Annotated in this window: 29 protein-coding genes; 12 read left to right on the forward strand and 17 right to left on the reverse strand. The window is 62.8% G+C overall.

Translation table 11 applies throughout. The annotated features are described in order from the left end of the window. Positions 1-37: 37 nt before the first annotated feature. The 6 genes from ACGHX3_RS19945 to ACGHX3_RS19970 are packed head-to-tail and all read right to left on the reverse strand — an operon-like array spanning position 38 to position 3,969. Positions 38-700, reverse strand: coding sequence for a DUF1109 domain-containing protein (locus ACGHX3_RS19945; protein WP_394697523.1), 663 nt, complete (start codon positions 698-700; stop codon positions 38-40). After that, positions 693-1,349, reverse strand: coding sequence for an RNA polymerase sigma factor (locus ACGHX3_RS19950; protein ID WP_394697524.1), 657 nt, complete (start codon positions 1,347-1,349; stop codon positions 693-695). Before ACGHX3_RS19950 ends, ACGHX3_RS19945 begins: the two co-directional genes overlap by 8 nt. A gap of 28 nt (positions 1,350-1,377) precedes the next feature. Further along, the gene (locus ACGHX3_RS19955; RefSeq protein ID WP_394697554.1) at positions 1,378-1,872 is read right to left on the reverse strand and encodes a DoxX family protein; all 495 of its coding nucleotides are present in this window, start codon (positions 1,870-1,872) and stop codon (positions 1,378-1,380) included. 46 nt (positions 1,873-1,918) lie between these two features. Then, complete coding sequence (locus ACGHX3_RS19960) at positions 1,919-2,716, reverse strand: putative DNA-binding domain-containing protein (protein WP_394697525.1); 798 nt, start codon at positions 2,714-2,716, stop codon at positions 1,919-1,921. Continuing rightward, positions 2,713-3,612, reverse strand: a complete 900-nt coding sequence (locus ACGHX3_RS19965; RefSeq protein ID WP_394697526.1) for a DUF692 family multinuclear iron-containing protein — start codon at positions 3,610-3,612, stop codon at positions 2,713-2,715. Before ACGHX3_RS19965 ends, ACGHX3_RS19960 begins: the two co-directional genes overlap by 4 nt. A 33-nt stretch (positions 3,613-3,645) precedes the next feature. Continuing rightward, positions 3,646-3,969, reverse strand: coding sequence for a DUF2282 domain-containing protein (locus ACGHX3_RS19970; protein WP_394697527.1), 324 nt, complete (start codon positions 3,967-3,969; stop codon positions 3,646-3,648). Between the two features lie 263 nt (positions 3,970-4,232). Here ACGHX3_RS19970 and ACGHX3_RS19975 point away from each other — a divergent pair, with 263 nt between their 5' ends. From ACGHX3_RS19975 to ACGHX3_RS20000, 6 genes are all read left to right on the forward strand, one after another. Then, entirely contained in the window at positions 4,233-4,793 is a 561-nt protein-coding gene (locus ACGHX3_RS19975; RefSeq protein WP_394697528.1) for a carboxymuconolactone decarboxylase family protein, read from the forward strand. Between the two features lie 16 nt (positions 4,794-4,809). Beyond that, positions 4,810-6,222, forward strand: a complete 1,413-nt coding sequence (locus tag ACGHX3_RS19980; RefSeq protein ID WP_394697529.1) for a patatin-like phospholipase family protein — start codon at positions 4,810-4,812, stop codon at positions 6,220-6,222. An 88-nt stretch (positions 6,223-6,310) separates the two neighbouring features. After that, positions 6,311-7,078, forward strand: coding sequence for an NAD(P)H-hydrate epimerase (locus tag ACGHX3_RS19985; RefSeq protein WP_394697530.1), 768 nt, complete (start codon positions 6,311-6,313; stop codon positions 7,076-7,078). 18 nt (positions 7,079-7,096) lie between these two features. Beyond that, on the forward strand, positions 7,097-8,095 hold the full coding sequence (locus tag ACGHX3_RS19990; RefSeq protein ID WP_394697531.1) for a YeeE/YedE thiosulfate transporter family protein: 999 nt from the start codon (positions 7,097-7,099) through the stop codon (positions 8,093-8,095). Further along, positions 8,080-9,213: a Kelch repeat-containing protein gene (locus tag ACGHX3_RS19995; RefSeq protein ID WP_394697532.1), complete on the forward strand. Its 1,134-nt coding sequence runs from the start codon at positions 8,080-8,082 to the stop codon at positions 9,211-9,213. Before ACGHX3_RS19990 ends, ACGHX3_RS19995 begins: the two co-directional genes overlap by 16 nt. 137 nt (positions 9,214-9,350) lie before the next feature. Next, entirely contained in the window at positions 9,351-9,767 is a 417-nt protein-coding gene (locus ACGHX3_RS20000; RefSeq protein ID WP_394697533.1) for a DUF6789 family protein, read from the forward strand. 22 nt (positions 9,768-9,789) lie between these two features. Here the strand turns inward: ACGHX3_RS20000 and merR (ACGHX3_RS20005) are convergent, their stop codons facing one another. Beyond that, positions 9,790-10,191 (reverse strand): Hg(II)-responsive transcriptional regulator, encoded by a 402-nt coding sequence (merR, locus tag ACGHX3_RS20005; RefSeq protein ID WP_394697534.1) that lies wholly within the window; start codon positions 10,189-10,191, stop codon positions 9,790-9,792. Between the two features lie 67 nt (positions 10,192-10,258). On the opposite strand from merR (ACGHX3_RS20005), the gene merT (ACGHX3_RS20010) reads away from it, so the two are divergent. From merT (ACGHX3_RS20010) to ACGHX3_RS20020, 3 genes are read left to right on the forward strand one after another with little or no spacing between them, the layout of a single operon-like run. After that, the gene (gene merT, locus ACGHX3_RS20010) at positions 10,259-10,606 is read left to right on the forward strand and encodes a mercuric ion transporter MerT (RefSeq protein ID WP_394697535.1); all 348 of its coding nucleotides are present in this window, start codon (positions 10,259-10,261) and stop codon (positions 10,604-10,606) included. A 13-nt stretch (positions 10,607-10,619) separates the two neighbouring features. After that, positions 10,620-10,901, forward strand: a complete 282-nt coding sequence (merP, locus tag ACGHX3_RS20015) for a mercury resistance system periplasmic binding protein MerP (RefSeq protein ID WP_394697536.1) — start codon at positions 10,620-10,622, stop codon at positions 10,899-10,901. Next, positions 10,898-11,230 (forward strand): carboxymuconolactone decarboxylase family protein, encoded by a 333-nt coding sequence (locus ACGHX3_RS20020; RefSeq protein ID WP_394697537.1) that lies wholly within the window; start codon positions 10,898-10,900, stop codon positions 11,228-11,230. Before merP (ACGHX3_RS20015) ends, ACGHX3_RS20020 begins: the two co-directional genes overlap by 4 nt. 64 nt (positions 11,231-11,294) lie before the next feature. On the opposite strand, the gene ACGHX3_RS20025 is transcribed toward ACGHX3_RS20020, so the two are convergent. The 8 genes from ACGHX3_RS20025 to merR (ACGHX3_RS20060) all read right to left on the reverse strand — a co-directional run bounded on the left by ACGHX3_RS20025 (position 11,295) and on the right by merR (ACGHX3_RS20060) (position 20,070). Continuing rightward, positions 11,295-12,470 carry a hypothetical protein gene (locus tag ACGHX3_RS20025; protein WP_394697538.1) on the reverse strand — a complete coding sequence of 392 codons (1,176 nt, stop codon included), beginning with the start codon at positions 12,468-12,470 and terminating at the stop codon, positions 11,295-11,297. A gap of 69 nt (positions 12,471-12,539) precedes the next feature. Further along, the gene (locus ACGHX3_RS20030) at positions 12,540-13,199 is read right to left on the reverse strand and encodes a hypothetical protein (RefSeq protein WP_394697539.1); all 660 of its coding nucleotides are present in this window, start codon (positions 13,197-13,199) and stop codon (positions 12,540-12,542) included. A gap of 73 nt (positions 13,200-13,272) precedes the next feature. After that, positions 13,273-14,001, reverse strand: coding sequence for a hypothetical protein (locus tag ACGHX3_RS20035; RefSeq protein ID WP_394697540.1), 729 nt, complete (start codon positions 13,999-14,001; stop codon positions 13,273-13,275). Positions 14,002-14,059: 58 nt separating this feature from the next. Beyond that, positions 14,060-15,022 (reverse strand): hypothetical protein, encoded by a 963-nt coding sequence (locus ACGHX3_RS20040; protein WP_394697541.1) that lies wholly within the window; start codon positions 15,020-15,022, stop codon positions 14,060-14,062. Continuing rightward, positions 15,007-16,089: a patatin-like phospholipase family protein gene (locus ACGHX3_RS20045; RefSeq protein ID WP_394697542.1), complete on the reverse strand. Its 1,083-nt coding sequence runs from the start codon at positions 16,087-16,089 to the stop codon at positions 15,007-15,009. The genes ACGHX3_RS20040 and ACGHX3_RS20045 overlap by 16 nt, the downstream gene beginning before the upstream one ends. Then, complete coding sequence (locus ACGHX3_RS20050) at positions 16,086-18,344, reverse strand: ThiF family adenylyltransferase (protein WP_394697543.1); 2,259 nt, start codon at positions 18,342-18,344, stop codon at positions 16,086-16,088. The genes ACGHX3_RS20045 and ACGHX3_RS20050 overlap by 4 nt, the downstream gene beginning before the upstream one ends. Continuing rightward, positions 18,344-19,501 carry a hypothetical protein gene (locus ACGHX3_RS20055; RefSeq protein WP_394697544.1) on the reverse strand — a complete coding sequence of 386 codons (1,158 nt, stop codon included), beginning with the start codon at positions 19,499-19,501 and terminating at the stop codon, positions 18,344-18,346. The genes ACGHX3_RS20050 and ACGHX3_RS20055 overlap by 1 nt, the downstream gene beginning before the upstream one ends. 107 nt (positions 19,502-19,608) lie before the next feature. Then, complete coding sequence (gene merR, locus ACGHX3_RS20060) at positions 19,609-20,070, reverse strand: Hg(II)-responsive transcriptional regulator (protein ID WP_062351790.1); 462 nt, start codon at positions 20,068-20,070, stop codon at positions 19,609-19,611. 71 nt (positions 20,071-20,141) lie between these two features. On the opposite strand from merR (ACGHX3_RS20060), the gene merT (ACGHX3_RS20065) reads away from it, so the two are divergent. Genes merT (ACGHX3_RS20065) through merA form a run of 3 tightly spaced genes read left to right on the forward strand, consistent with a single transcriptional unit; the run spans position 20,142 to position 22,484 of the window. Further along, positions 20,142-20,492, forward strand: coding sequence for a mercuric ion transporter MerT (gene merT, locus ACGHX3_RS20065; protein WP_046621378.1), 351 nt, complete (start codon positions 20,142-20,144; stop codon positions 20,490-20,492). Positions 20,493-20,503: 11 nt separating this feature from the next. Further along, positions 20,504-20,782 carry a mercury resistance system periplasmic binding protein MerP gene (gene merP, locus ACGHX3_RS20070; protein WP_028839823.1) on the forward strand — a complete coding sequence of 93 codons (279 nt, stop codon included), beginning with the start codon at positions 20,504-20,506 and terminating at the stop codon, positions 20,780-20,782. Positions 20,783-20,789: 7 nt separating this feature from the next. Further along, on the forward strand, positions 20,790-22,484 hold the full coding sequence (gene merA / locus ACGHX3_RS20075) for a mercury(II) reductase (protein ID WP_394697545.1): 1,695 nt from the start codon (positions 20,790-20,792) through the stop codon (positions 22,482-22,484). A 94-nt stretch (positions 22,485-22,578) separates the two neighbouring features. On the opposite strand, the gene ACGHX3_RS20080 is transcribed toward merA, so the two are convergent. Then, positions 22,579-23,916: an ISL3 family transposase gene (locus tag ACGHX3_RS20080; RefSeq protein ID WP_062351793.1), complete on the reverse strand. Its 1,338-nt coding sequence runs from the start codon at positions 23,914-23,916 to the stop codon at positions 22,579-22,581. 179 nt (positions 23,917-24,095) lie between these two features. Next, a complete protein-coding gene (locus ACGHX3_RS20085; RefSeq protein WP_115857994.1) occupies positions 24,096-25,136 on the reverse strand; it encodes a DNA-binding protein in 1,041 nt (346 codons plus the stop codon). Between the last annotated feature and the right edge of the window lie 125 nt (positions 25,137-25,261).

Genomic DNA, 25,261 nt, shown 5'->3' on the forward strand with positions numbered 1-25,261 from the left:
CCGCCTACCTTGGTTACGCCGCGCCGGGCTGCGAGATTCAGCGCTTGGCGTACCCGATCCAGGAGAACAGCGGGCGCCCGAACGCGAGGCACGCAAGCGACAACGCGACGACCGCGCCGAGGTGCCAGAGCAGCACCATCAGCGCGCTCTCTCCGCTGTGGTAGAGGCTGACGCCGGCGGCGGACAGGGCGGCCGCGCTCAGCGCCGCCAGCATCGCCGTCGGCGCGGGGCGCACCACGCCGGCGTGGCGCACCATCACCAGCATCAGCAGGCCCAGCGGGATACTGGTCATGGTGATGGCGACGGCGCATTCCGAGCTGACCAGTTCGACCAGGAAGGCTTCCCGTCCCATGCGCGCATAGTCCTGCATGCAGCCCCAGCCCAGTCCGCTCAACCACAGGAGCAGGGCGGGCAACGGCAACCACATCCACGCGAGCGAGCGCCCCGGCACGCTGATCTGGAAGACGGCGTACGCGGCGAGCAGGCCGGTGAGCACGCTGGCGATCCATTCGATCAATGCCGGCGCGGCAGACAGCTGCGACGCCAGTCCGGAACGGAGGCCATAAACCGACGTGATCATGGCAATCAGCACCGTGGCCAGCGTGACCCAGAGCAGACTCCGGCGCAGCGGCGAGGCGAGTCGGCGTACCGGTTGAGCGCGGGCGGCGAGCTGTTCGATGAGTCGGTTGGTATCAGTCATGGCGGCCGTCCCCCTTGTGCAGCGCGTGCTTCAACGTTTTCAGCGCCCGATGGCAGGCGACTTTCAGGGACCCGACGCTCTGCTTGCTCTGGACCGACGCCTCGTTCAACGACATGTCTTGCAGGTGCATCAGCCGAACGGCCTCCTGTTGCCGGGGTGACAGTTCGGCGACGGCGTCGCGAACGTCTTGAGCCTCTTGCAGCCGGGTCGTGGCTTCTTCCGGCCCCGGCGATGCGTCCTGCAGATGGTCGAACTCCACGTCCACGAGCAATTCATGTTCGATCCGCCGCGAGCGTCGCCGCAGCAGGTCGATGCAGCGGCGCGTCGCGATCGTGCCCAGCCAGGGCTTGAATGGACGTCCCGGCTCGTACGTATGTCGGATGTCGTGCACGACCAGCAGTATTTCCTGCACCGCGTCCTCGGCATCCTCGCCCCTCCCCAGGTAACGGCCGGCGATGGCACGCAGGTAGGGCGTGATGTCGTTGAGCAGCGCGTGATAGGCGACCTTGTCGCCATCCTGGGCGCGCACCATCAGTGCGCTCCAGGTGTCGTCCGGGTCCGGCGTGCGGCCCGGAACGTTGTGGACCACCTGCTCACTGCGTTGGGGCATGGCCGGTGTCGGCATCGGGAACGGGAGGATGGTGGCCATGATGCGTCGTCCCGGCACAGCGGCCAAGTCACCGCGCCCAGACGCCCGAGCGGCGGGCGATCCAGTGGTCCAGCGAGACCACGCCGGGCCCGCGCGCCATGATGTAAAGCATCGACACCGCCCACAATCCGTGGGTCGGGAACGCGCTGGGGTAGACGAACACCTGGATGACCAACGTCATGACCAGCAATGCCAGCGCCGACAGACGACTGGCCAGACCGACGAGCAGCAACAGCGGGAACACGTGCTCGGCGACGGCCGCCATGGGCGCGGCGAGTTCGGGTGGGATCAGCGGCAGCGCGTACTCACTGCGAAACAGTTCCAGCGCGCCGTCCGAAATCCGCGGTACGCCGAGCTGCGCCGTGCCGTTGATGGGATCCAGCACCAGACCCTCGATCTTGGTCTGTCCCGACAGCCAGAACGTCATTGCCACGGAGAACCGTGCCAGCAAGGCGATCAGGCTGTGCGGAATGCGACTGAAAAGGGCTGTCGTCTTCTGCAGCAGACGGGTGACGGAGGCCACGAGGCCGGGCTGGGGCTTGGAAGAGGCCACGATGAAAGTGCTCACTTCAGTTCTCCGTAGTTGTTTCGAGGGCGATGGCCAATCCGTTCTGGACCAGCAGCGTGAACAGCGCACCGTCGTCCACCTGCGAGTCAGCGGCATGGGCTTGTTGAAAGGCTTCGCCCAGCGTGTGCCGGTCTTGCAGCGCGTCCAGCCACAGGGTGGCGCCGACGGGCAGGGGGATCGTTACGACGTCGAGTTCCGGCCGCGTGACCAGCACGTCCTCGGGGCGATCGACATCGATCAAGTCGAGTCGGGCTTCGGACATGTCGGACACCCCTTGATGGGCGTGCCAGATGGAATAGGCGGCGTGGCGCGAGCGAAACCAGGTGCAGGCCGGATGCAGTCGCAGCGTCGCAGCACCCATCCGCAACGGATCCGCGAGCAACTCCCGGTAAGCCGCGTCCCGCACAGGCGTGGCGTCCGCAGCGTGGTAGGCGCGGATGCGCAGGGCTTCGATTCGCGCCACGTCCGCGAGATTGGGGACGACCGCGGCCGGCGCGAAACCGGCGATGAAGTCCGGGAAATCGAGTGCGTAGTCGGTCAGCACCGGTGAACGCGGCGGATCGGAAAGCACACGTTCACGCGCCATCGCGCGGAAGAACTCCGGGCCGACCAGGGCCTCGGCCACGGGAAAGGACTCGGCCAGTGCGTCGATCAGGCCGACGACGAAGTTGTTGCGATGGACGGCGAACCGGCGCTCAGCCGCATACCCACCGCCGACCCTGAGCCCTGGGGGAACGCTCAGGGTCGGCACCTGCAGCGCGGCGGCGAATTCGCGATGAGGAGAGGCGGACGCGATCATGCCGCCTCCTTCGCCGTCGCGCAGACTTCATCCAGCAAGGCCTGGGCTCGCTGCGCCTGCTCGCGCAGCGTGGCATAGGCCGGAATATGGGTATCCCACTCGATCAGGGTCGGCATCGGTCCGGTCTGCGCTATCACGTGCCGGTACAGCGCCCACACGGCGGCACCGACCGGGGAGCCGTGATCGTCGATCAGCAGCCGTTCGCCGGAGGCATCGCATTCCTGCGCATGCCCGGCCAGGTGGATCTCGCGCACCGCACGCAGTGGCAACGCAGCCAGATACTCGACCGGATCATGGCGATTGTTGTGGCAGGACACGTAGACGTTGTTCACGTCCAGCAGCAGCGCACAGCCGGTATGCCGCACGATCGCCGACAGGAAATCCGGCTCGCTGTAGCTGCTGCCTTCAAACTCCAGATAGGTGCTGGGATTTTCCAGCAGCATCTGCCGGCCAAGCCGCTCCTGGACCTGGTCGATGTGCGCGCAGACCCGGGCCAGGCTTGCCGCGTCGTAACGCAGCGGCAGCAGGTCGTTGAAGAAGCGGCCGTCATGGGTGGACCACGCCAGGTGCTCCGAGAACGCCGCAGGCTGGTAGCGGTCGATCAGCGCCTGCAGACGGGCGAGATGGGCCGGGTCCAACGGGGCTTCGCCACCGATGGACAGGCCTACGCCGTGCACGGACACCGGCAGGCGTTCCCGGAGCATGGACAATTGGGCGTGCGGTGGACCGCCGGCGCCCATGTAGTTTTCCGCGTGCACTTCGACGAAGGCGGGCGGTGCCTCGTCTGCCAGCAACGCATCGAAGTGCTGGGGTTTGAATCCGATACCGGCCCGCAAGGGCAGGCCGGCATCGGCCGGAGGATATTCGGCGCTGTGCGGATTGCGAGGGAGGTTCACCGACCTATCTCCGGAAGCCAGAGGGAAAGACGATCAGCCGGCCTTGGACGGCTTGGCCTTGAACTCCGCCAGTTGGCCGAAGCCGGTCGGCGAGGTCTTCGACGGCGTCGTGGTGCAGGTGCCGGCGGGGACGAACTTCCACGAGTTCGCCTGATGATCGACCTTGGAGGTGCCCGCGCAGGTCGTGCCCGGGCCGGCGGCGCAGTCGTTCTTGCCGGCGAGGGCGACGCCGAAGCACTTCTCCTGGGCGGCGCCCTTTTCGGCGGCGGAAGCGGGCGCGGCGCCCATGGCCAGAGCCGAACCCAGCGCAGCGGCGAGGGCGAGGGCGGGAACGGCGGACTGGAAGCGGGTCGACATGGAAAATCTCCTGTGTGGTTGGGAATCGAGGGCACCGGCACTCGGCCTGGCATCCCTCTCACAGGGAGACTTCGCTTCAGCGGATGGAAAAGTTACGTCGCGTGTGCGGCTGACGAATCTGCCGGCCTGCGAATCCTTTTGCCTTCCCGACGCCTCTTTATCCAGGTAGTCAGCCGTTTTCGTGCGGCTTGGTGCGGGTGTCCAACGCGCACATGCGTGCGCAGGTCCCCGCAGGCTCTGGACATCAACAAAGAGGAAATCCCGTGTCCCACTTTCCCTTGCACACCACTGATTCGGCGCCCGAAGGCGCGCGCGACCTGCTGAAGGGCGCCCGGCAGAAGCTGGGCTTCGTTCCCAATCTGTATGGCCACCTCGCGGAGGCCCCCGCGGCATTGGAGGCGTACTTCGATCTTTCGGCGTTGTTCGACAAGACCTCGTTCACCCCGGTCGAACGGCAGGTCGTGCTGCTGGCGACGAGCGTAGCCAACGGTTGCGAATTCTGCGTCGCTGCGCACTCGATGATCGCACTCAAGATGGCGGGTGCGGCGGCGGAGGTTGTCGATGCCCTTCGCGGTGAAGCCACGATCCCGGACAAGCGCCTCGACGAACTGGCGGCCTTCACGCGGACCGTTGTGTCACAACGCGGTTGGGTGCCCGAAGGCGAACTGGATCGCTTCCTTGCCGCCGGCTTCACGAAGCAGCAGGCGATCGAAGTCGTGCTCGGCGTGGCCATGAAGACCCTCAGCAATTACACCAACCACATCACCGGGACGGCTACCAACCCCGAGTTCGGTGACTTCGCGTGGTCGCACCGGCAGAGCTGACATCCCCGGACAGCCCATGGCGAGTCAGCGCACAGTGCGATCCGTTCTGGCCTGGGTAGTGTTCGGGATCGTCGTCACCGTGTCCGGTACCGGATGTGCACACCGCATCTGGAATGCACCGATTGGCCGGCAGGCGATGGACGATCGCTATGAGTTCCGGAATCGCCTGCCGAAGAATTCACAGGACATCTTCGTGGTGCTTGCGTTCTCGGGAGGTGGTACCCGTGCCGCTTCGTTCAGCTACGGCGTACTGGAGGCGTTGCGCGATACCACGATCAAGGTCGATGGCGCGCAACGCCGGTTGCTGGACGAGGTCGACGTCATCACGTCCGTTTCCGGTGGCAGCTATACCGCAGCGTATTACGGCCTATATGGCGATCGCATCTTCACGGAATTCAAGCGCGAATTCCTGAACCGCGACTGGCAGGGCGAGTTGATCAGGCTCGCGGCGCGTCCGGGCAGCCTAGTGCGGACCGCGTCCGGCGATTACAACCGAAGCGACCTCGTGGCGGCATACCTGGATCGAACCTTGTTCGCAGGGGCGACCTATCGCGACCTGTCGCAGCATGACCTGCCATTCATCATCATCAACGCCAGCGACATCAACAACGCCACAACGTTCTCCTTCATCCAGCAACAGTTCGACTTCCTGTGTTCCGACCTTGCTCCCTATCCGGTGGCCAATGCCGTGATGGCATCGTCCGCCGTTCCGGGGCCTTTCGCCAGCATGGCGCTGCGCAACTACGATGGCTGCAATGAGCGGAATCAGCCCTGGGTCGCCGATGCGCTGGCGCATGACTCCTTTCTGGAGCGGCGGCGTGCCGTCGCGCTAGCGCTGGAGCGCTACGCCATCCCCGATCGCATGCCGGTAGTGCGCCTGGTCGACGGTGGTGTAACCGACAACCTGGGCGTACGCGGTTCGATGATGAGTCCGGTCGCGCACTACGGCAATGTTCCGGAGATGTCTGGGGCATTTACTCGGGATCAGCTGCAGCGCGTGCGCAATGTCCTCGTGGTCATTGCAAACGCGCAGGTGTACACGGAGACGGATTGGTCGCTCCAGGGGCGCGAACCCGGGCTTACCGCCATGCTCCAGTCCTCGTTCGACTCGGCACTCGGCATCCTCAACACGGAGACGGTTTCCCTGGCGAAGCAGGGTTTCCTGATGTGGGAGGACCACGTCAACACCATGCGGGGGCCGGACCAGGCAAAGGTCAGGGTGCACTTCTCCATCCTGACCTTCGACCAGATCGAAAGCGCTGACGTTCGTAGGCGCTTCAATGCCATGCCGACTACCTTTCGCCTGCAACCTGCCCAAGTCGATGCGCTCGTTGCGCAATCCAGGGAGCTCCTGCAGAAGTCACCCGAGTTCGTGGAGTTTCTCCACGATGTCGGCAATCGCCACGTAGAACAGGCTGCGACCCCATGAGCGCGAAAGCTCCATGCCTTCCGCGCGCATGCTTCACCGGTGGCACGGGGTGGTGCCGTGATGTCGTCGCGGCCATCGAGGCGGCGTGATGGAACGCGATCCGTTCGGATTTCCGGTCGTTCGCAACTGGCCCGCCATCGATGCGGCCGGAATGATCGAAGTCGACCGCTTGATGATCGGGCACTACGACATCAGCCTCCCGCAGATGATGGAGAACGCCGGCCGTGCATTGGCCACGCTGGCATCTGTGCGGTTCCTGGGGCGAGATCCGAGGGGGACGCACGTCGTCGTGCTGGCGGGAGGCGGCGGCAATGGCGGTGGCGCGCTCGTGGCCGCGCGAAGGCTGGCAGGGTGGGGTGCCCGGGTTTCCATCGTCCTCTCGCAGGACCCCGCCGCGATGGCGCCCGTACCGGCACGGCAACTGGCCATTCTCGAACGAATGGGACTGCAGCCGGGAGGCCAGCCCGATGACGGAATCGACCTGATCCTCGACGGACTGATCGGCTATTCCCTGCATGGCGTCCCCCGCGGGCGCGTCGCCGAACTGATTTCCTGGGCGAGGGCCGCATCAGCGCCTGTGCTGTCGCTCGATGTGCCTTCGGGATTCGACGCCGCCAGCGGCAAGACGCTGGATCCGTCGATGGTGGCGGTCGCCACGCTGACGTTGGCCGCGCCCAAGATCGGACTTTCAACATGCGCCGCAGCGGGTGATCTCTATGTCGCCGACATTTCGGTTCCGCCGACACTCTATTGTCGCCTGCCGCAGCCGTTGTCCGTCCCGCCGTTCAGTGCAGGCGATATCCTGCGCATTGCGAAGGTATCGGAATCGGCGACTGCCCCACTCATGTCGCAATAGTCCAGGGCCAGGCCAGGCATGCTGATTGTTCTTTCAATGCTGATGGGCGCGTTGCTGGGCTTTGCCGCGCATCGCGCCGGGCTTTGCACGGTCAAGGCCGTGGCGGAAGTTCTGACCACCCGACGTGCCAATTTCCTGTGGTCGTTCGCCAAGAGCTCGCTCTGGGTCATGGCACTGAGCGCATTGGCTGCGGCGGTGCCCCTGGAAATCGGGTTGCGGCATTGGCCGTTGAGCGGGCTTTCCGTCGCCGGAGGCATGCTGTTTGGCCTGGGGGCAGGGATCAACGGCGGCTGCACGTTTTCGACACTGTCGCGGCTGATGGACGGCAATCTGAATGTACTGGCCACGGTCCTCATGTGGCCCGTAGGGATCGTGTCGGCGCTGACACTCATGTCCGGACTTCGCGACGCCACGCCCGCGAACGTACCCGCCGGTCAACTGCCGCTCTGGCTGTCGGTTCCGATTGGCCTGTTCGTCCTTTGGGAAGCGGCATTGCTGGTGCGCAGGCTGGCGCAATCCGGTTCGCTCCGCCACAGCATCGGGGCTCCGATCTACACCTTGTCCGCCGGAGCGGCGCTGGTCGGCGGGGCCAACGCCGTGCTGCTGCTGGCATGGGGGCCGTGGTCGTTCACCGGAACGATGCTTTGCGTCCTGGAGGCCAGCACGGTGGCCCGCTGCGGCGCGTCGCAATCCGTTCCGCTGCTGGTACTCGCGGCGGCGCTCGTGGGGATGGCTTTCTCCAGCTGGCAGCGCGGATCCTTCCGGCTGCAACGGCTACGCGCACGCGAGGCCATGCGCCATGCCGGAGGCGGCTTGCTGATGGGCATCGGCGCCATGTTCATTCCGGGCGGCAACGACGGGCTCATCCTGTTCGGCATCCCATCGCTTTCGCCGCATGCAATCCCGGCCTACCTCGGGATTCTGGCGGGGGTCGCCATTGCCCTTTCGGCGATGCGCATGATGGGACGCGTCATACCGTCGGTGCATTGCGAGGGGGACATATGCCGAACGACTTGAGGGTGGACACCGTAACTGGACGCACCGCGCCAGGCAGATCCCCTGCGGGCAGATCGATCGAGACCGGGCTGCGCATGTGCGGACGCGTTTTCCCGCTGCTCGTCCTGCTGATGCTCCCGATGGCAGGCAGTGCCATTCCGCCTTTGCCGGTCGCCGTCAGCAACAACGCGGTGGCGGCCGTGGAGGAGGGGGAGGAGTTCAGGCTCTACAGCTTCTTCGGACTCGGGCAGGGAAAGACCTGGCGCGACGTCAGCCGCCGCGCGTTCGAATACGACAGCCGGCGAAACCGCTGGCAAGAGTTGCCGCCACCGCCGGTCGCAGGAGGAAGGCTGGCCTCGGTCGCGGCAGCCGCTCGCGGTCGGATCTACCTGTTCGGTGGCTACACCGTGGCCGAGGACGGGACGGAGGTCTCCACTCCGGATGTGCTGCGTTTCGACCCGAGGAGCCGCCGTTACACGGCGATGGCGCCGATGCCGGTGCCGGTGGACGACACCGTGGCGCTGGTTTACGCGGACCGCTGGGTCATTCTCGTCAGCGGCTGGCACCAGCACGACAACGTCGCCGCCGTGCAGGTGTATGACACGCGCCGCAATGTCTGGAGTCGGGCCCCCGACTGGCCGGGCACCCCGGTATTCGGCCACGCCGGGGCGCTGCTGGGCGAGGATCTGCTGATCTGCGACGGGGTGCGACTGGACACTGGCGAGGGGACGCGCCGTTTTCAGGCTTCCGACGAATGCTGGCACGGGCGCATCCAGGAAGGCGACCCTACGCGGATTGCGTGGCAACGCGTGGCATCCCACCCGGGCTTGCCACGTTACCGCATGGGCAGTTTCGCCGACGATGAAGGCCGGCAGCTGGTATTCGTTGCGGGCAGCGAGAACCCCTACAACTTCGACGGCACCGGATACGACGGAGTGCCGTCACCCGCGTCGGCGCGAGTGGATGCCTTTGACCTGGGCACGGGGACATGGAGGTCGCGACCACTCCTGGAGCAACCCAGCATGGATCACCGCGGCATGCCGTGCGTGCGTGGGCGCTGCTACCTGCTGGGCGGGATGGACGTGAATCGCGAAGTGACGGATGCGATAAGGGAACACGCTCGCGGGGGCGTGGAATAGCACCTTCCTCAGGCTTTCCCTCGTGGCGGATCACGATGAATTCCTTCGGCAACGCTGGTCGGCGAATCCTTTTGCCTCATCGCCACCTCTTTATCGTTGAGAGCAAGCTCGCTCGACCAACTCAGAGGAGAAGCGAAATGGGCAATATCGCCAAGGGCATTACCGCCGGAATTGTCGCGACCGTCGTGCTGTCGGTACTGATGGTGGCAAAGTCGATGATGGGGCTGATGCCCCAGCTGGATGTCATCTCGATGCTGTCGCGGATGATGGGGGTAGCGGTTCCAGTCGCCTGGGTCATCCACTTCATGATCGGTGCCATATGGGGCGCCCTGTTCGCAGTGCTGTACAAGGCGATCCCGGGCAAGGAGGCAGTCGCCAAGGGTCTGGTGTTCGGATCGGCGGCCTGGCTGCTCATGATGTTGATGATCATGCCGATGGCAGGCGCGGGGCTCTTCGGAATGAAGCTCGGCATGATCGCGCCGGTCATGACGTGGATGCTGCATCTGGTGTTCGGCAGCGTTCTCGGGCTGGTGTACGCACGCCGCGCCCGGTAATCGATTTATTGCCTGTGCCCGGTCAGTGCAAAGCATCGATCAGGGGGCACGACACCTGGCCGCGACGCGATTCGCACGCCGCCAGCAACTGGGACAATGCCGCCTCGATGCGATGAAGATCCGCGAGGCGGGCTCGGACGTCACTCAAGTGCGCCGTTGCCAATTGCGCCGCCTCGCGGCAATGGGTGCCGTCTTCCAGAAGTAGCAGTTGCGCGATCTCTTCGAGGCTGAAGCCCAGGCGCTGGGCCGACTTCACGAACCGCAACCGCGCCAGGTCGGTCGCGCCGTAGCGACGGATGCCGCCATACGGCCGGACCGGTTCCGGAAGCAATCCCTTGCGCTGATAGAAGCGGATGGTCTCCACATTGACGCCCGCGGATTTGGCCAGGGCACCAATGGTCAGCTCATCGGGAGGCGGCGACATGGGCTTGAGTCCGTACTTTGGTACGGCCCTAACTTTACCTCGTAGGCATTGAACAGGAGATAGAAGGATGACGAGAAAAGACGGTCGTGCGGCACTAGCCGTGGGTGGCCTGTCAGCCGTACTGGCTTCGACCTGCTGCCTGGGGCCGCTGATTCTGGTGGCACTGGGGTTCAGTGGCGCCTGGATCGGCAATCTCACGGTGCTGGAGCCGTATCGCCCCATCTTCATCCTGGCTGCACTGACGGCTTTGTTTTTCGCCTGGAGGCGCATCTTCCATCCGGCGTCGGCGTGCGAGCCGGGGCAGGTGTGCGCAGTGCCGAAGATCCGAGCCGCTTACAAGCTGATCTTCTGGATTGTGGCTGCGCTGATCCTGATTGCGCTCGGCTTTCCCTATGTTGTGCCACTCTTCTATTAGTCGGGAGTTCGCCATGAAAAGACTTTTTCTCCTCTCCGCCGCTGCATTGGCCCTGACCATGGCTCCGGCATGGGCCGTCACCCGAATCGCGACCTTGTCGGTTCCGGGCATGACGTGTCCCGCCTGCCCAATCACGGTCAAGAAGGCCCTTGCCAAGGTTGATGGCGTCACCGCAATCACAGTGAACTTCGAGAAGCGCGAGGCCATCGTCACCTTCGACGACGCCAAGGCATCTCTGCAGCAGCTGACCGATGCCACGACGAACGCCGGCTATCCATCGCAGGTGAAGCCATGAGCGCGCCGTCGAATCCCTTTCATGTTGCTGCATCCCACATCGACCAGATGCGCCAAGCAGCAATCTACGCCGACGATGGCGCGCTGCCTGCCCGGATCAAGGCGCTGGCAGCGCTGCTGTGGTCGGTCAGTTCCCGCTGCGAGCCCTGTATAGCGCACTACGCACGCAAGGCGGTCGAGTTGGGGGCCAACCGAGAGGAGATGGCCGAAATGCTTGCAATCGCTTCGACCATGGGCGGCTGCGTGGGAGAGATGTGGGCGCTCAAGGCCTTTGCGGCTGCAAAGACAGCCGGCAGTGGGGAAGGCGAGGTGGCATGCTGCCCGCAGTGAACTGGAAGGCGCGGTGCTGAATTAGCGTCCGCCAAGAGCGGGAATTTGCTGCTGCGGAGTAGAGTTACTCTCCATCGACATGCGGGATAGCACAGCCTTCTGATGCTTGGTCATCAGAAAGTAATACATACGAAACGAAATTGAGGAACGAAATGGCCTTGAGGCTGTTCACGTTGCTGTCGTAATCGAGGCTTTCGCCATGCAGGACGGCATGGCGATTCAGTGCGGTACTTCGGGCAGCACGCCGCCCGGTACTTTCGGTCATCGGTGTTTCCCGCAGCAGCGGCTCAAGGTAGGCGCGTTCCAGCGTGTCTGGATCGATGCGCTTAGCGTATTTTCGCAGCCCCCCGTTGGCAAACAGTTGGTAGCCAGTGCTGTCGAAACAGATGCCGTCGGCCTGGACAAACAACAACGGAATCGCACTGGCGTAATCGCCGGTCCGGTGCGACTTCATCGCGCTGCGGATAAATCTTTCCCGCTTTGGGTGGCGTTCGATCAACTCCTGTTCAATGCGATCCAGTGCTTCGTGAAAATAACCGGCCAGTTCGCGATGCACCTCCTCGGGCGAACCTTCAGCCAGTTCTTCCCTGAAATATGCCAAGTCCGTAAAAGGCATTTCGGGATCGAGGTACCAGCCGGCATCAGCCAGCGCGACCAGGTTCTCGCGCACCCGCTCGGGCAAGCGCTGGAGGGCTTCGCCAATCTCCAGAAGACTTGGCAACCGCACCTGAAGGTTGGCAATGACGCTCCCGACGGTACTGCTGACGCGTTGCATCGCATCGATGTTGGCCAGCCGGGCGACTTCGCTTATCCGGCCAATGCTGGCCATCTCGGCCTGACGCACGGTCTCCGAGAGGGCATTGCCTATCAGGCTGGTGTTCCACTTCGGCCGGATCAGTTCAAGCACCCGGGCACGCTCGGCTGCTGCGGCCTCCGCAACTGTCAACAGGGCAGAGGAGGCTTGCAGGACATTCAGCCACGGCGCGGAAGAGCGGATCGTCGAGAGTGGCGAGAGACTGGCGGCGATAGTCTGGAACTGCATTGTCGCGGAGCTCCCAACCAACTTATCGACCGAAGGCCTAAGCACCTGCTGGATTTGACCAACAACGCTGAACTGGCGTCGCGCCGTCTCGTGGAACTGGCCTAATGTCATTTGACGCCCAGCCAAGGTTCGATCAACCACTCGTCTCGGCGGGGCGCCGTCAACCTCAGGCCTTGATTTCGGCGTTTCATCCGACATGGTGTTTCCCTGATTAGCGACGCACTAACTGCGCCATGGCGCAACATACGGGAGGACGACAGCGCGAGCTTAAGGCGGCTCGGAATCCAAGACATCTTCAAACTCGATGTCGCCTGGGTAGATCGCTGCCCCAATGATCTCGATGACGCCTTCATTAGGCGCACGACTCCATTCGTAGATGTTCAGCTCCTTGACATGGGCAAATACCCTTGGGATGACGTCCAGGAGAGGTTGGAGAGCAGAAAGAGAGAGGGCATCCCAGAACCTCATTACCACGGGCCAGTCAATGTTGCCTCGATGCGCGCCGATGGCGTTCCTGATATCGACGACGTCTTTCTCAACACCTGATTTGGCTTGGGCGTACTCCTTATAGAGCGCCCTCGCGAGCCGGTGCTCGGCCATGGTGATGCCTCGGTAGGGCCGCTGATCGCGCTCTTCAGGATCAAACACGGTTGCGCGCATGACCAATGCCTGCAGCCGATCGAAGACCTCGAGCAACGATCTGAGTTCGACGATGAGGTACTTCAGGATCAGCTTCCGCTGATACTGACCGTTGGAGTCGTGCTGGATATTGGAAAGCGCGACGATGTCGTCCCAGATGAACTGCGACTGCAGAAGAAGGCTCGCGGCCTCGTTTCCTGGAAACCATGCCGAGGGCGAACGCTGATAAATCGGGTGAAATGTTCCTGGATAAGCACCGCTCTTCAGAATGTCTTCCAAGGCGTCCATAGGCGCTTTTCTGTTCTCGTTACGTTCTGTGGCGCGATAAGGGGAACCAGGCAAAACTCAACGAGTGCGATGCTCAGGACGGAACCTGCGGCCTCCTGTCCCATACCGCCGGGAATCGCAATGCCAACGCAAACCGCTGCAGATCCCTGAGATGGTGCTGGTAAGTGGAGTTCGACTCCCTTGAGCGACGCGCCAATTCTTCGTAACTACTTCGCGCATTGCGAACATGGGATGGCTTGCTTCCACCCTGGCCTTCTCCGGAGCAGGAGAGCACTTGTTCCAGCTTCGAGAACAAGCCGCAAGCCATCCCCAACGTTGCCTTGAAGCCGTGCGGGGTGTTGTGGTACGCCCAGTCGTCAATTTTCGTCCGTGCTGCTGAGAACGCCCGCTTGACGGATTCAAGATGGGCAATAGTTTCGACCAAGTGAGCCCTTGCTGGTGGCGAACAGTCGAACTCCAGCACGACGGGCGATACCGCAGGCAATACATCCTTGGCGGTGTCAGCGGCCGTGCACCATCTGCAACCGTAAACGTTGAAGTGCCCGTGTCCTTGCTGGAACGCCCGCGGAAGCTCCACCGAAAGCCAGTTGCGCGCATAGGCAAGTGCCGCCTGTTCGTCCGAGTGTGTTGACTTGTCTACTTTGACCGTTGTGGCGAAACCCACCTTGCCCTCGGGCACCTCGATACTGTGGGTCATCCAGAAGTTCACCGTCCTTGAGTGGTCGTTGGAAACCAGTTCGCCTCGGTAGGCCCTCTCCAGAACGCGAACGTGGTAGCCGTTGTCAATCCACAACTTGGCCATTGTCAGTTATTACCTCGCCGGTAGTGGGGCCGATCATGAGCGTGGGCTGGATGGCTGGTTAGCGTTTGATGCCCTTGAAGCCCGGGTGGTAGATATTGCGGATCACGTCCTGATTAGCCGAAAGCAAGTGCGATTTCTTCGCCCGGAACGTTGTTACAGACGATACTTCGGTGGAGCCGGCCTTCAGGTTGATCACTCTATAAGCTGAGCGATGCGGAGCCTCCGAGGCGATGATGACATCGCCTGTTTTCGTGGTGCACAGCCTGACCCCCTGCTCGTAGAGCAGCGACTTGATGCTCTGAGGGGGATGGTCGTACTGGTTGTCATAGTTGCTGGTGCAGATAGCCAATGAGGGGCGTATGCATTCCAAGAACTTCTTGGTCGTAATGCCGTTATCCGCGCCATGGTGGGCCAGCACCATAACGTCGGTTTCCCGGCAAATGATCTTGCAGGACCGTAGCATCGAGCCGATGTTGGCGTGTTGAACGTCGCCCAGACTGAGGACATTGAACATCCCCGTCCGGAACAGCTTTACCGTCGAGTTGTCGTTGGACGACGGAAAGATGCTCTTCGGATGGTAGAAGATATTCCGGTATCCAAGCCCCTGCGCCTGCTCCAATGACTGGATATAGGGAGGGTCAATCCTATTGAGCTTGACGGACCGCTGTTTCGCAGTGGCTTGGCTCTGGTAGGAGCGAAGCAGCTTGAGGCAAGCCTTCGCACAATCGGTATGAGGATCGTAGCCTGGATACTCGACCTTGGCGGGCTGGAGGGTTTCCAGTGCCCAGCCGAGGCCGGACTCGCTGCAGTGATCGGAGTCCCAACTGGTAATGTGCAAGGTGTCGATGGTGCGCTTACCACACGCTGCAAGCTCATGTAGCAGCGAGGGCTTGCTGACATCGGTGGCCATGGCTTCGATCAGCGTGAAATGCTGGCCATCAAAGTACGAGAACGAGGATCCTGCCTGACCCAACTGGTAGGCGCGGAATCGGGTGGGGGCGGTCTTCAGGAGGGTTGGCATGTGGGAACTGGCCCGCTCAGTTGGTCTTGGGCAACGTGGTAGCCATGGGAAGAGATTCGGTCGAAGGTGGCGCCCGACACTTTTCGCAAAGTGGTTGGAAACGTAGCGGCGAAATCCCGTTCGGCTGCGCCTCCGGTGCTCGTCGCACCTGCGATGTACAAGAAGGCGCCCTGTCCAGGCGCTTGCTGCAGGTAGTGATGGAAGGTGCGAATGCGCAAGGCATGCGCCTGATCGGACATGATGTCAGCGACCCGCTTGAGCCGGAAAGGATTCAGCGCGCTGGCCGCCAGCCCGTCGGCGAGCGGCATGCCGGCATCCGATACCAGGATGAAATGGCCCGGCTTCTTTGTGCGTGCGCGTCCGGGATCAAAAAACGACTCGATCCCCAGGTTGTCGTACACCCCCCCGTCGTACAGATGGAGGATGCGCGGCGGGCGGACCATCTGCATGGCCTCTAGGGGCGCATCCCAGTCTCGTCGCCGCCATTCGAAGCGATCGGCACGCAGGCTCAACGGACCGAACCCGCCTGGAAACGCCGCGGATACGGCCATCGCGTTGGCGAGCGGAAAATTGCCCGGTGCCGCGTAGCCGGTCCGGTAATCGCCCATCCCGTCAAGTTTGAAGCGGAAACGCCGGCCGTTCTCGGCATTGGTGCCGTTGATCGACCATTCCGGAACGGATGGCAAGTCGGCCAGTCGATGGCTAATGCGCCACTCTCGCTTGAGCGCGCCTGCGAGGAGATTGGCACGGGATAGCAAGAACCGCAGATTGGTCAGGCGCAACAGCTCGCGCAGTGCGCCCCATTGCATGCTGCGTTGACCCAATCGTTCACGCAATGCCGGATAGACATTGCTCAGGAACTCCCGCGAGTTCGGCCATCGCATTCCGCCTTCCTGGAAGATCAGGCCGGTTACCAGACTGCCGCCGGATACGCTGGAGATGCACCGAATGTCTTCGAGCCGCCCCTGTTCGGCGAGAAAGCGCAGCACGCCCAGATGAAACACCATGGCGCGAATGCCGCCGCCGGACAGGGCCAAGGCGATGGGCGTGTCGGTCGGCAAGCTCATACGCGCATGGCACCTTTCAACAACTGCAGGCCGCTTTCACCGACGATCAGCTGCACGCCTGGCAGGCCGTCCTCGCTCATGCCCAAGGCGAGGTGGATGAGCTGGATCCAATCATCCCGGCTCGGCGAGGCGGAATGCCCCTGCGGATGACTGTGCCACTCGCCCACATAGCCGACGATGCCGGCCGTGCGCCGCGAGGCCTCGTCCACGGCCTCCTTCAAGCCCTCTATGCCACGTTCGAAGGAACCCGCGGTGGCCTTGCTGTCGGGCGGTGCAGGGAGGACGTCGACAATGACCAAGGCCCCGACGTTGTAGTCGTAGTAGCCCAGCAGCACGCCACCTGTTTCATTGGGGAAGCCTAGGCGGCGCCATTCGCGCAAGCGGCGTTCAACGCCCGCATCTAAGAACACCGTCAGATCGTCATCGAGCGGCAGACTCTGCTCAGCCTCCACCGGGATGTCGTAGACCGCCACGCCACCTTGTTTCAATGCCTGTTGCCAGACACGGATGTGCGCTTGGTCGCTCGCAATCAACGCGGGGAGCTGTTCGGCAAAGGTGCACGCATGGCCCAGCACCCGGGCGTAGGGCAGGACCATCGAGATGTCGCGGCAGCTCGCGCCACTCCAGAATGCGCCGAGGTGGCCCGCCAAGTGGTCACGGCCCCAGTCGTTCTGGATCAGAGCCCGGTAATACTGACCCTCCAAGGTGCGCAGTCGCTGGTTGCGCGACGCGTCTTCGATGAGCACGACGCCGGCGTTCCCGCTCGGTGTCACGAAGATGGACGCGTGGCGCGCAAAGGAATCGATCGTGCTGGCGTGACGCGGGTAGTCCAGACCGGCCGAGGCATCGACAACCAACGTTGTATCCGTCAGGGCCGATGTCACCGTCGCATTCTTGGAGTCGCTCGCGTCGGCCACGATCGGGACAATGACGCTGGCGCCTTGCGTGACGGCCTGGTGCAAGGCCGCGACGGCGTGCACTTTCGCATCGCCGATCTGCTTGGCGACCGCGGTGTGTCGCGAAAGGTTGTGCGGCTTGACGTGATCCTTGTCGATCACAGTCCATCGGCCCCAACCGCTGCGCCCCCACAGGTTGAGGACCGCGCTGCCCAGGCTTCCGGCGCCGACCACGACACCGTCCGGGCCCTCGTTCGCCAAGCCCGATTGTTGCCGTGCTTTCTCGGACGTGTTTGCAGACAGCACATCGACCGGCATCACCTTGAGATCCCGCCATGTCAAGGCTTCGGGGGCATCTAGGATTCCAGCCGCCGAGTAATACTTGCCTTCATGGAACATCAGGGCGCCGGTTGCCACTCCGAGCTCTAGCGGGTCATTGGGCAATATGAAGGCGCGATGGGTGACCTTTTCCGGAGGCCCTCCTGCGTCACGACAGATCGGTATGTGCAGCAAGATGGCGGTAAACGGCTGGTCCGCTCGCGCAACCGCTCCGTGCGCATCCACCAATGCTCGCAATTTCGGCTGCAGCTCTGTGAGCAGCGCTATGCCGCGGTCGGTCAGCAAATCGGCCAATTGCCCTAATGTGTCTGGATCGACCTCTACCGTGTTGTTCACGACCGCCGGCAGGGTCACATCCACTGAGACGGCGGAAGTGACCTTGTGATTGGCGGTCGCTTGTTTGGGGAGTAGGAAATAGGTGGTGCCATTGTCCGGGCGCATCTCGCTCCGCGCGATGACGAACTCCGGGTTGCCCTCGCGCAGGGTGTCGAAATTCCATGGCAAGACCAATTCGAACTTCGACGAGAAGAACAGATGATCCAGCGGCTGATCGGCCAGATGCAATTCGCCGCGGGCGCTCTTTTCGATCCACCATAGGATGCGGTGCAGAAACGACTCCGGCGTCCAGGTGCGCAAGACTGCCGTGGCCGGCTCGAAATAGAGACACAGGTGCGCAGGCGTGTCGGGAGCGAAGCGGTTCATGTGAACCAACCGCGGGAACTCCTTGCGCAACGCGAGGACGATCGGCAGGTCCTCGCGTCCGGCGCGGACCAACAGTGCCAGGCGCTCGCGATAGCGCAGGCCGTATGGATTGTTCTTTGGTACGCGATCGCAGGTCGCCTCGACGAACAGGCATTCGACGGGGCTGCCGTCGGACCAGGTCCAGCGGCCTACCCCGATCAGCTCGAAGTCGCGATGACGTTGAATCGTGTCGGCAAGGTGTCGTGCCCGGGGGAAAGTCAGCCCCCGGGCGTCAGCAAGCGGTTCAACTTGATCGAGTGAATGGAAGTCCTCGCTCATCATCCGGCCCGCGGCGGACGGGAGGTGATGATGCTGGCCGCTCCCAATGCGGTCGCTGCCCGCACCCAGGTCACGCCGCCCTTTTCGATCTCGAACGTGATCGGCTCGGGCTTGAAGCCGTTGGGTTCTTCCATGGTGACGAGAAACTTGCGGCCGCCCACTTTGTCGAGGTAGCGCTTGTAGGCCTTGCGCGCCTGGATATGCGGAGGCTGGATTTGCTTGTAGGCCTCGCGGGTGTCAGGGATGGGCTTGCTGCAGCTGACGATGTAGGCGTCCGACTTGCCCATCCGCAGCAGGTCCTTGACCAGGTCAGTCGGCTCGGTTTCGTCGTCGCCCTTGTCGTCGCTCAGCGCCTTGTAGCTGCAATGGTGCGGAATGTTGAACAGATCCCAGGCCAGACGATCGTCGTTGCCGTGGTAGCGGGTGATCGCGACGATGTCTTCGAGATCGCCGTGCTCGGCATCGCCGACCTCGAGGTAGTCGTAGGTTTCGCCATCGGCATCGAAACGCACGTTGAAGACCAGTGCTGCGCTATTGCGGATGATGTCGCCTTCATCGCAGTGCTTGATGAAGGGCGAATGGCAGAAGAACTCGACCCCGTCTGTGGCTAGGGTGAACCCCGGTACCAAGGTGCCGGCGTCCACGAACAGATGGTCGCGAGCCGAGGCCGTTTCACCGCGTTCCTTCAACTTTGGTTCCAGCCAATCCATCAATGCCTGCGGCTTGGAAAAGACCCGGATGCCCTTGCCTTCCAACAGGCGGTGACGCGCTTCTTGGCGCAGGATGACGAATTCGTCGGATTGCTGATCGTTGCTTGCCTCCTCCAGCAGCATGGCCGCGGGCACCCAGAGTTCACGGATCTTGATCCGTCCATCGCCTTGGTGGCACTGGGCGTGCTGCAGCTCGAAGAACTCGGTGCTGCCCTGAATGTGGTCGTTGTCGGCGTGTGTGAACGCGACGGCGTCGAAGTAGTCGCGGTCGGCGGCCTTGAGATCGGCCTTCAGCCGAGCCTGCAGGTCGATCTCGGGCGCATCGCTGTCTTCGCCTTTCTCGCGATGGCAGAAATCGAACAGCACCCGGCGCCCGCTGGCCATGATCAGTTGCGTGGTGTCCCCGTTGCCGACGGGGTAGAAGACGACTTGATGTTTAATGCCCATGCGGTCCCGGGGTTCAGCCGAGATACGTGTAAAAATGGGTATCCGGATTTTAGTGTGGGACGACAGCTAAAGCACTTGCTTGTCTGACTGTTCTTGCTTGTAGGTTTCTAGTTTCGCAGGCTCGTCCGTTTCAAGCCTTCAGTGTGGGTTTTTCCTGCTGGCGCATGTCGGTGCAAGGAAGCAATCAGTGGGCAGGTCACCTTGCCTTGGCTCGACCTGCATGCCTTGACCAATTGGGATAGCGCCAACTCCATGCGCTGGAGATCGGCCAGCCGCAGGCGCACATCCGCCAGCCGCGCTGCCGCGAGGTCGGCGGACTCGTGGCAATGGGTGCCGTCCTCCAGCTTGAGCAATTGCGCAACCTCGTCCAGATTGAAGCCCAAGCGCTGAGCGGACTTCACGAACTTCACCCGGTCCACGTCCGTCGGCCCATAGCGGCGGATGCCGCCGATGGGCCGATCCGGCTCCAGCAGCAAGCCCTTGCGCTGATAGAACCGGATGGTCTCCACGTTGACCCCGGCTGCTTTGGCGAAGGCCCCGATGGTCAGGGTTTCCGGGATGTTCATCATGGCGCTTGACTCCGTACTTGGCTACGGAAGTAACGTTAGCGCATCACGCAAAGTCCCGGAAGGAGACCCTCATGGCAAAACCTAGCAACGGCCGCGGTGCACTGGCTGCCGGCGGCTTGGCCGCCATCCTTGCCTCGACCTGCTGCCTCGGCCCGCTGGTGCTGATCACGCTAGGCTTCTCTGGCGCCTGGATCGGCAACCTAACCGCGCTCGAACCGTATCGGCCGATCTTCATCGGCGCCGCGCTCGTCGCGCTGTTCTTCGCCTGGCGCCGCATCTTCCGGCCCGCCCGCGCCTGTGCACCGGACGACGTGTGTGCCGTGCCCCAGGTGCGAACAGCCTACAAGGTGATTTTCTGGATCGTGTCCGCCCTGGTACTGATCGCCCTCGCGTTCCCCTACGTCATGCCCCTGTTCTACTGAAGGAGACTGTCATGAAGAAATTTGTCGCACTGTTCGCTTTGACTGTAGCCCTGAGCGCTCCAGCTTGGGCCGCCACCAAAACCGTCACGCTGTCGGTACCGGGCATGACCTGCGCCACCTGTCCGATCACGGTCAAGAAGGCGTTGTCCAAGGTCGAAGGCGTCGTTGAAGCCAAGGTGACCTGGGAGCCCAAGGAAGCGGTGGTGACTTACGACGACACCAAGACGACGCCAGCCGCCTTGACCAAAGCCACCGAGAACGCAGGCTACCCTTCCACGGTCAAGAAGTGATCGTCCCATGACCGAGGCGATCACACTGCACGTCGATGGCATGACCTGCGGGGCGTGCTCCGAGCACGTCCGGCAAGCTTTGGAGAAGGTGCCCGGTGTGCGTTCGGCAGCGGTGTCCTATCCGCAACGGCGGGCTGAAATCACGGCTGATGCGGGCGCCGATTTGGAGATGGCACCGCTGGTCGCCGCCGTGTCTGCACTCGGTTACCGGGCGCAGGCTGCCGACATGCCGAGCAAGCCTGCGGACCTGTTGAACAAGACGCTGGGCGGGTTAAACGGCGAGCCGAAGCGCGGAGATGCAGAGCCGGCATTGCACGTCGCTGTGATTGGCAGTGGCGGCGCGGCGATGGCGGCGGCGCTGAAAGCCGTCGAGCAAGGAGCGCGCGTCACCTTGATCGAGCGAGGCACCCTCGGCGGTACCTGCGTCAATGTCGGCTGCGTACCGTCCAAGATCATGATCCGTGCCGCGCATATCGCCCATGTACGGCGCGAGAGTCCGTTCGACGACGGCATTGCGGCCGCTTCGCCGGCGATCCTGCGCGAGCGTTTGCTGGCGCAGCAGCAGGAGCGCGTCGACGAACTGCGTCACGCCAAGTACGAAGGTATTCTGGCCAGCACTCCCGCCATCACCGTGCTACGCGGCGACGCCCGCTTCCTGGACGACCGCCATCTGAACGTGCAACTGGCAGAAGGCGGCGAATGCGCAGTCGCCTTCGACCGCTGCCTGATCGCCACCGGCGCCAGCCCGGCGATTCCGCCGATCCCCGGCTTGCAGGGCACCCCCTACTGGACCTCCACCGAGGCGCTGGTCAGCGACCGTATTCCCGAGCGGCTGGCGGTGATCGGTTCGTCGGTGGTGGCGGTCGAACTCGCGCAGGCCTTTGCCCGACTCGGCAGCAAGGTGACTCTCCTGGCGCGCAACACGCTGTTCTTCCGCGAAGATCCCATTATAGGTGAAGCCGTCACGGCCGCGTTCCGCAACGAAGGCATCGAAGTGCTGGAGCACACGCAGGCCAGTGAGGTGGCCTTTGCAAGCGGAGCATTCGTGCTCACGACCGGGCGCGGCGAACTGCGCGCTGACCGACTGCTGGTCGCCACCGGCCGCACACCGAACACCCGCGCCTTGGATCTCGACGCGGCAGGTGTCGCGGTCAACGCGCAGGGCGCCATCATCATCGACAATGGGATGCGCACCGGCACACCGCACATCTACGCCGCGGGCGACTGCACCGACCAGCCGCAGTTCGTCTACGTCGCAGCGGCGGCCGGTACCCGCGCCGCGGTCAACATGACCGGCGGCGACACGGCGCTGGACCTGACGGCGATGCCGGCGGTCGTGTTCACCGATCCCCAGGTCGCCACCGTGGGCTATAGCGAAGCCGAAGCACACCATGCCGGCATCGAGACCGACAGCCGCACGCTGACACTCGACAACGTGCCCCGGGCGCTCGTCAACTTCGACACACGTGGCTTCATCAAGCTGGTCGCGGAAGCCGGCACTGGCCGGTTGCTCGGTGTGCAGGCGGTGACCCCCGAGGCGGGCGAACTGATTCAGACGGCCGCGCTCGCCATCCGGGCACGGATGACGGTGCAGGAGCTGGCCGACCAGTTGTTCCCTTACCTGACCATGGTCGAGGGACTGAAGCTCGCAGCGCAGACTTTCACCAAGGATGTGAAGCAACTGTCCTGCTGCGCGGGGTAGTGCTGTGCTGAGCGTTCAGGCCCAAATGCTCAGCTTCATCCGTTGAGCCAAACACCCAGGTTGAAGCTTCGGGGCTTGTGCGATGGGTCAAGGTTTACTCGAAATACCCCTCTTCGAGCAGCCGCACCAACGTCGGAATGTAAGGTCCATATTCGACCACGCGTCTGACCTGCTTCTTGCGGATCGATGCCATCGTCATTCGCTGGAACTCGAAGTTCGTTGATACCTGGTCATCATCGACATCTACGGTCTCGACTACGGCCCCGTCCTTGCGCGCCTTCTCGTTGTAGAGCATCCGCGCCCGAATCACCTCGAAGCTGTAGCCCCTGCCCATGCGGTTCATGTCTTTGGCCAGTCGGTTGACGGATTCAGTATAGGCATTGGTAATGGGTTGTTCGAAGTAAGAGAAGATTTCGTCGTGCCAGTTGTGCACGGCGGTGGTCAGATCCTTGAACGTGGCCGCCAGCTCCGGTGGAATGTTGCCTAACCACGTCGCGCATGCCGCTTCAGCCTCCGGACGGCTCTTGTGATCCCAGATCGACAAGAAGCCTTCCTTGAGGGCGTGCGCCTCCCCGAGCTGGGGAAACTGGCGGAACCATTCCAGGGCCCGTGTCATGTCTGCGCCCTTCAGATCGTGCTGCCGCTTGAGCAACAGGAAGCGCTCATCCTTGAGCTTGAGGCGCTGCCGAGCCGGCAGATCCTTGCGAATGCGCTTGCGCAGCTTCTCCAGCGCGTCATTGGCCATCCGCTGGATATGGAAACGATCGACCACAATCCGCGCCTGCGGCAGCGTGGCACGCACCACCTGCTTGTAAACGTGGTACATGTCCATCGCCACCCACTCGATGGTGTCCTTGTCCCGCAGGTTGCGGAAATAGGGCAACAGGTCGGCCTTGGCCCGGCTCGGCCGGAGGTCGAATACCGTCTTGCGTTCGATGTTGGTGATCATCGCCCGGTACTGGCCGATGATCTTGAGCTCGTCGATCCCCAGGATGCGGGGCGTCCGGAACCGGACCTTGGCCTCGAACTCCTCGATGAAGTCGTCAAAGACGTGGCGGACCGTCTTCTCGTCCAAGTCCACTTCGCGCGCCAGCGCCGCGAAGGTCTTGGTGAAGCTCTCTTTACGGATATAACGCACCAGGCGGGCCGTGGCTTGACGCTTGCTGTCGAGATCGGCGACAGGCTCGAAGAGCGTCTTATTGCACGAGATGCAGCGATATCGCCTGCGCTGGATGAACACCACGACCGGCTTGCCGTGCGTCGGCGTATCCTGAAACGACTGCTCTTGTGAGCCGTGACCGTGCAAACGTCCGACCTTGCACAGCGGGCAGGTTGCCACTGGCGCAACGCCTTCAGCCTTGACGACATAGCGCTCGTCATCGCCTACGACTTCAAGTGTATTGAGGCTACGCAACTGCAGAAAATCGGTCACTCAACACCTGGGCGAGCCCACACTGAAATCCGGTTTCTAGCTTAGCATGCTCGTTCTCGGTTCCAACACTAGAATCCGTCTTTTGAAATGAGAGCTACAACAGCCATAAACCCTGAAACCCACACCAGATTCCGGATACCCGTAAAAATGCCCCATAGAATTTCATTTCCTCCGTGAAATCATCGAGTTGCCGGATTTTTTTGGGCGCTTGAATTATCGACGGGTTCGGGCCGCAGCTGCGCCAGCAACTGCTCCAGCGTGGTCAAACGTACGCCGGCGCGCAACGCCTCGGCCTCGGCCTGTTCGCGACGCTCCCGCTCCTTCGTTAGATCGGCGCGAGTGGCGGCGAACTCCGCCCGTACGGTCTCCAGGGTCTGGGTATCTTGCGCCCAGCGCGTTTGCAGGGCCTGGTGCTCGGCAGCCGTAAGCCGCAGCGCGTCCAGTTCCTTTTGCTGGGCCTCGATGCCCCGGCGGGCGTCCGCCAGTTCCCGTTCCATTCTTCCATGTCGCTCCAGCCACTGGCTGTTGTCGCGGTTGAGCTGCAGCAATTCGTGGTTCTTGGCGGTCAGGGTTTCGTTGGCCTGCCGTAGCGCGACCTGCAGTTCCTGCACCTGGTGCTCGTGGCGGCGTTGCTCCTGTTCGCGCTGCTCCTTCACCGAGGTCCGGTAGTGTTCCAACGCTTCGCGGGCGTGCTGGTGCTTCTGCTCCAACGATTGGGCATGGGCCTCGTGCTCGGCCAGGCGCGTGGTCAGGCCGGCGATGCGTTCGCCGAGTTGCGCGACTTCCGTCACTCGCTCGGCCAAGGTCTGCCGAATGGCGGCGTGTGCGGTCTGTTCTTCGTGGAAGGCGGTTTCGGTGCGCTGGAGCTGGGCGCTCAGCGCGCCTGCTTCCTGCTGGGCGCGTTCCAGCGCCTGGCCACGTTCCTGCAGCTGCGCTTCAAATCGCTGCCGGGCCTCGGTGACGATCGCTTCGGCTTCCTCGTGCAGGCGCCCGGCCAGTCGGCCGACCAGGTCCTGCAGGGCCTCGCTGACCGCGACCTTGGCGCCCGGGCCTTGCCCTTCCTCTTCTTCCAGCTCCTTCAGGTAGCGGTGGATCGTGGTCTTGGAGCCGGTGTTGCCCAGCGCCACCCGCACCGCGTCCACCGACGGGTGCTTGCCCTGTGCGCGCAACGCGTCGCGGGCTTTCTGTACATCGCTCTTGTACAACCCGCCGCGGGCCATGGCCGTCTCCTCAGACGATTTCGTAATGTATTACATACCACGTAATTACATACCAATCAAATTATGGAAATCGGCATAATTCAACTATAAATTCAGACGGGATAATAGTGATTTATCCCGCCTGA

It is taken from the genome of Pseudoxanthomonas japonensis (assembly GCF_043632995.1).
Lineage (GTDB): Bacteria > Pseudomonadota > Gammaproteobacteria > Xanthomonadales > Xanthomonadaceae > Pseudoxanthomonas_A > Pseudoxanthomonas_A japonensis.

Bases quoted from the DNA above. Each gene is read 5' to 3' on its own strand.
- ACGHX3_RS19945 (WP_394697523.1), bottom strand. From the start codon at position 700: ATGACTGATACCAACCGACTCATCGAACAGCTCGCCGCCCGCGCTCAA.
- ACGHX3_RS19950 (WP_394697524.1), bottom strand. From the start codon at position 1,349: ATGGCCACCATCCTCCCGTTCCCGATGCCGACACCGGCCATGCCCCAA.
- ACGHX3_RS19960 (WP_394697525.1), bottom strand. From the start codon at position 2,716: ATGATCGCGTCCGCCTCTCCTCATCGCGAATTCGCCGCCGCGCTGCAG.
- ACGHX3_RS19970 (WP_394697527.1), bottom strand. From the start codon at position 3,969: ATGTCGACCCGCTTCCAGTCCGCCGTTCCCGCCCTCGCCCTCGCCGCT.
- ACGHX3_RS19980 (WP_394697529.1), top strand. From the start codon at position 4,810: ATGGCGAGTCAGCGCACAGTGCGATCCGTTCTGGCCTGGGTAGTGTTC.
- ACGHX3_RS19985 (WP_394697530.1), top strand. From the start codon at position 6,311: ATGGAACGCGATCCGTTCGGATTTCCGGTCGTTCGCAACTGGCCCGCC.
- ACGHX3_RS19990 (WP_394697531.1), top strand. From the start codon at position 7,097: ATGCTGATTGTTCTTTCAATGCTGATGGGCGCGTTGCTGGGCTTTGCC.
- ACGHX3_RS19995 (WP_394697532.1), top strand. From the start codon at position 8,080: ATGCCGAACGACTTGAGGGTGGACACCGTAACTGGACGCACCGCGCCA.
- ACGHX3_RS20000 (WP_394697533.1), top strand. From the start codon at position 9,351: ATGGGCAATATCGCCAAGGGCATTACCGCCGGAATTGTCGCGACCGTC.
- merR (WP_394697534.1), bottom strand. From the start codon at position 10,191: ATGTCGCCGCCTCCCGATGAGCTGACCATTGGTGCCCTGGCCAAATCC.
- merT (WP_394697535.1), top strand. From the start codon at position 10,259: ATGACGAGAAAAGACGGTCGTGCGGCACTAGCCGTGGGTGGCCTGTCA.
- merP (WP_394697536.1), top strand. From the start codon at position 10,620: ATGAAAAGACTTTTTCTCCTCTCCGCCGCTGCATTGGCCCTGACCATG.
- ACGHX3_RS20020 (WP_394697537.1), top strand. From the start codon at position 10,898: ATGAGCGCGCCGTCGAATCCCTTTCATGTTGCTGCATCCCACATCGAC.
- ACGHX3_RS20025 (WP_394697538.1), bottom strand. From the start codon at position 12,470: ATGTCGGATGAAACGCCGAAATCAAGGCCTGAGGTTGACGGCGCCCCG.
- ACGHX3_RS20030 (WP_394697539.1), bottom strand. From the start codon at position 13,199: ATGGACGCCTTGGAAGACATTCTGAAGAGCGGTGCTTATCCAGGAACA.
- ACGHX3_RS20035 (WP_394697540.1), bottom strand. From the start codon at position 14,001: ATGGCCAAGTTGTGGATTGACAACGGCTACCACGTTCGCGTTCTGGAG.
- ACGHX3_RS20040 (WP_394697541.1), bottom strand. From the start codon at position 15,022: ATGCCAACCCTCCTGAAGACCGCCCCCACCCGATTCCGCGCCTACCAG.
- ACGHX3_RS20045 (WP_394697542.1), bottom strand. From the start codon at position 16,089: ATGAGCTTGCCGACCGACACGCCCATCGCCTTGGCCCTGTCCGGCGGC.
- ACGHX3_RS20050 (WP_394697543.1), bottom strand. From the start codon at position 18,344: ATGAGCGAGGACTTCCATTCACTCGATCAAGTTGAACCGCTTGCTGAC.
- ACGHX3_RS20055 (WP_394697544.1), bottom strand. From the start codon at position 19,501: ATGGGCATTAAACATCAAGTCGTCTTCTACCCCGTCGGCAACGGGGAC.
- merR (WP_062351790.1), bottom strand. From the start codon at position 20,070: ATGATGAACATCCCGGAAACCCTGACCATCGGGGCCTTCGCCAAAGCA.
- merT (WP_046621378.1), top strand. From the start codon at position 20,142: ATGGCAAAACCTAGCAACGGCCGCGGTGCACTGGCTGCCGGCGGCTTG.
- merP (WP_028839823.1), top strand. From the start codon at position 20,504: ATGAAGAAATTTGTCGCACTGTTCGCTTTGACTGTAGCCCTGAGCGCT.
- merA (WP_394697545.1), top strand. From the start codon at position 20,790: ATGACCGAGGCGATCACACTGCACGTCGATGGCATGACCTGCGGGGCG.
- ACGHX3_RS20085 (WP_115857994.1), bottom strand. From the start codon at position 25,136: ATGGCCCGCGGCGGGTTGTACAAGAGCGATGTACAGAAAGCCCGCGAC.